3 protein-coding genes and 1 pseudogene are annotated in these 3,315 nt (G+C 43.8%); 3 read left to right on the plus strand and 1 reads right to left on the minus strand.

Features of this window, described 5'->3' with window-relative positions; all coding sequences use genetic code 11:
* The first annotated feature begins 162 nt into the window (after positions 1–162).
* Positions 163–606, plus strand: coding sequence for a hypothetical protein (locus tag ACR2PX_RS01910; RefSeq protein WP_433997668.1), 444 nt, complete (start codon positions 163–165; stop codon positions 604–606).
* Between the two features lie 352 nt (positions 607–958).
* The gene (locus ACR2PX_RS01915) at positions 959–2,446 is read left to right on the plus strand and encodes a hypothetical protein (protein WP_433997669.1); all 1,488 of its coding nucleotides are present in this window, start codon (positions 959–961) and stop codon (positions 2,444–2,446) included.
* Between the two features lies 1 nt (position 2,447).
* On the opposite strand, the gene ACR2PX_RS01920 is transcribed toward ACR2PX_RS01915, so the two are convergent.
* A complete protein-coding gene (locus ACR2PX_RS01920) occupies positions 2,448–2,948 on the minus strand; it encodes a hypothetical protein (RefSeq protein ID WP_433997670.1) in 501 nt (166 codons plus the stop codon).
* A 71-nt stretch (positions 2,949–3,019) separates the two neighbouring features.
* On the opposite strand from ACR2PX_RS01920, the pseudogene ACR2PX_RS01925 reads away from it, so the two are divergent.
* Positions 3,020–3,190 (plus strand): annotated as a pseudogene (locus ACR2PX_RS01925) (IS701 family transposase); the annotation flags it as partial.
* Positions 3,191–3,315 lie beyond the last annotated feature (125 nt).

A 3,315-nucleotide genomic window follows, 5' to 3' on the forward strand; every position in this document is an offset into this window, starting at 1 on the left:
CATGTATTGTGAAAGGGTGCATCGTGCGGTAGTCGGGCGAGTAGTACTTCTCATTTTCATCCCTGATAAACAATCATTTGGGTCAATTATCAAATTTCGGAACACGCTGTCAATGCGTAAGTCCTAGAGCCTTTTTCTTTCGGTTTTGATGAGTGGAGTGGTTTGATCGGTGGGCGTATTCATTCCTTGTTTAAAGCGGTGGAAGGGAGCTCCCTGCAAGACTGGGTTGCTTTATCACTTAAACAGTCAGATAAGGGTGAGATCAGTGCGATATTTAAAGCGCTTGGACAGACTCTGGCAGAATTTCATTTGCGTCACAGAGCTTCAGCAATTAATGGCCTTTCTACCCTTTCCAGAGCGGTTCATCATGACCTGAACTTCAAGAATGTCTTTTATGATGAAAAATCGGGCTTCTCGCTGATTGATACCATCGGGCTTTCTGTTTCAATCTTGGAACCCTCAGAAGTGCGCCATGATTTGAAGCGACTGTTTGAAGATATGGAAAAAAGCGGGATGAACAGGAGTGTGTTTATTAAGGCCTATGTGCATCAGTGGCCTGAAGCCGTTCAGGAAAGTCTTCAATCAGAAATAGAAGCGCTTCACTGATTGATTGAACTCTGTAGTGGATCAGTGTTTCAAGTGCTGACGGAATAGGAGTGCCGCTCTTCTCAAAATATGAAAAATGACTACAGAGCCCGAACTGGCGGCATTTTCATAGTAGAAAGCTTTTCATGAGCAGATCCCGTTAATATGACTAACAGAATAGTTATGAACATAGACAGGTAAAGAACGGTCAAAGATCAATATCACCGAGAAAAGGAGTTCTCTTTTGATTACTGACAGAATATCAGATGAACCAAAACCGTTGGAGTCTAATACTAGTGGACATGACCAAAGTCACGGTGCAACAGTTCTGGGGTTTCATACGGTTAAATTGGAAAAGGATTGTTCAAGAGAAATGACCGCCCGGCCTCCTTCTCATGTTCTTGAATCAGGTGGGCGATTGAGGAATCGGGCTACGGTTTTATATGAGCTGGATATATCGTCTATGACCATTGAGAGAGGAAGCGATCCAATTTATCAAGCCGTTGTAGACCTTTCACATATACCCTTTCATCAGTTATTGATGCCTGAAAAATATTTCTCCAAGTCTTTCTGTGATCATTTGAATCAGTATCTCATTTCAAATGAATTAAGGGACAGTAACGACTTGCATATTCGATTGTGTGTGGCAGGTCTGAGAGAGAAAGATAAAAAGGCTGCTCCGGGTGTCAATGTAAATGCTGCTCAGAGCTATCTTTCTGATATCCGAAAATTACTGGGACCACTTGCCAGATTAGGTCGGGATTTCAGGCGTGAGTACAGTGAGATGTTTGGCCCTTTACCGGATCGAAGAGTTGCTGAGGAGTGCATCGTTGAATCTCACCCTTATAAGGCCAGAAAGCGATATCTTCAGGCAAATACCAAGTCTATTCATGCTCCCGCCAGCTATGAACTAGCCCAACAACAAGTATTGAAGCTACCGAGAAGAAAGCACACAGGAAAAAGGTCAGGTTTAAAAAGCGACAAAATACTCCGTCAGGTGCTTTTAAAGAGACTTCGAAAAGTCGGCATTAAGGAAGCAATCCCTGAGTTATTGGGGTTTGTTCCATCAAAAGTTGCCGATAAGCAAGTCAGAAAAACAGCCTTTACAGACAGTCATTGGGCTTTGAACCTTCTTCATGGAAATGAAAGTCATCTTATACAGCTGGCTATGTTGGCTGATCTGGGTGTGATGGATCAAGAGACATTGACATGGATAATTGATCACAGCTTATGGGTGCCTTTGCTGGATAGAATTTCAGCAGCCAGTTGTGAGAGTTATTTAATTAAAAATCCCTCCGCTGATGATTTGACTCAGCTGGATAATCTGGGAGGAGATACTACTGTCAGACCGACTCAGGTTACCCTGAGGTCAGGCAGTTTTATGTTATCAGCCAATAATCCAGAGAGTATTCACCGTCGCTTTCTAGCAGGAGAATTTTCCGATGCAATTGCGAGGCTGAACAAAGAGCTGGACACTGAAGGTGTAATGAAGCTCCTGAACATGTTGGGAGTTCCTGTTTCAGATAATGATGCTGAAAACAGGGAAGCCTTGGGAGAAGTGGAGAAAGATCTTGCAGGGTTGGAATGGGCAATTACCAATAAGCAACTGACAACTATGCAGCATATTGCGGAACAGATGGGGCTTGAGGATGAAACTGAGCTTTTCAGAAAAGAGACAGCAACGACGGGAGACTTTTTCCTGTCAGAGGAGTTCAGGCAATTGATACGAGAGAAAGCAAGAAGGCACCTTAAGAAAGGAAGAAAAGTATATGGTGTGGATAGCAAAACAAACAGCATCGTACAGATACAGATAGCAGCAGAAACAGAACGTTTTAGCTCTTTTGTTGTATACAGAGATTGATTCAGTCGGAATAAACCATAAAAGCGGTGTACCTTTCCAGATTAGAGTGCTCATCCAGTCTTACTTTTTTCGTCCCCTGGGTATTAATGCCATACACTATTTTGCCACTGGCAATGTCTCTTCTGGCTTCTTCTCTGACGCATTTTTCCACTTGAGGGGTGCTGCTTGAAAACTGGCCATTCAGTGAGTCATCCCGGGTGAGAACCGTCTCGGGTGGTTGGCACTGAAATTCAGAGATCTCTCCCAGTGTCTTCAGTTGATCGTTACGAATAACCCACTCAATGAGGGCCAGGTTATTTTCAACCTCCTTGAGTATTCGAATGTTCTCATCATCACTTTTTCCAGGAAGTTGTTGCAGAATATTCTGAATGAATGAGGCCCGCCCTGCTGGGGGAAGCTGGCTGTTTAGCTGCCTGATAGCCAGTGAAAACTCACTACCGAGCAGCCGGGTATGAAGGGCATCTGGAGAATTGCCCAGTAGGGCTCGTCTTAAGCCTATCATAGGACTTACGCATTGACAGCGTGTTCCGAAATTTGATAATTGACCCAAATGATTGTTTATCAGGGATGAAAGTGAGAAGTACTACTCGCCCGACTACCGCACGATGCACCCTTTCACAATACATGGGCTTTTTGATTAGTGAGCCAAAATCATCAACATGCACAAGGCTGGCAGAAGTGACAGGCATTTCTCACGACAGCGTTAATCGCTTTCTTCAGCGCGAGGATTATCAACCAAAAGAGGCCCTTTTACAGGTTGGCTGATCATTTTTGGGCCTCCTGCCTGATTTTTAGATAGAGATAATCAAGATCATTGTAACCACATGCCTTGTATATTATCCGCTTGATGACACCATTGAAGGCTTCGA

The organism is Endozoicomonas sp. (genome assembly GCF_051008435.1).
Lineage (GTDB): Bacteria > Pseudomonadota > Gammaproteobacteria > Pseudomonadales > Endozoicomonadaceae > Endozoicomonas_A.